The organism is Paenibacillus sp. 2TAB26, from assembly GCF_052115145.1.
Classification (GTDB): domain Bacteria; phylum Bacillota; class Bacilli; order Paenibacillales; family Paenibacillaceae; genus Pristimantibacillus.
Window position 1 is genome coordinate 1 of the sequence record NZ_JBFRGC010000112.1, and the last position, 431, is coordinate 431.

Below are 431 nucleotides of genomic sequence, written 5' to 3' on the forward strand. Positions count from 1 at the left end.
TGCACAACCTGTAAAACGAGACATCGGCATCCCGATAACCGGACGTTCCGCTGTTACAAAGACTATTGGTATTGATGGCGGATCAGTAAGCGCAGATGATGGTCTACTTTCAGTTATCGTTCCGGCCGGTGCGCTACAAGAGGCGATAGATGTCAGTATTCAGGCCATTGAAAATACACTGCCTGGTAGCCAGGGTCCTGCCTACAGACTTCTCCCAGAAGGTACCGTATTTAAAAAGCCAGTCACCATCCGAATTTCCTATGCAGAACTAAACCTGGAAGGCACAGATCCGGCATTGTTGAGGCTCACTTATCAAGATGCTGAAGGATATTATTACCTGCCTGGGACTTCAACCATAGACAATGTTGCCAAAACGGTAAGCACGGAGTCAAACCATTTTAGCAACTGGACCGTTTTTGAATGTTATAAGC

1 protein-coding gene is annotated in these 431 nt (G+C 46.6%); it reads left to right on the forward strand.

The window, feature by feature from the left end; genetic code table 11:
- On the forward strand, window positions 1-431 hold a 431-nt coding region (locus tag AB4Z50_RS36105; RefSeq protein WP_441887313.1), incomplete at both ends, for a hypothetical protein.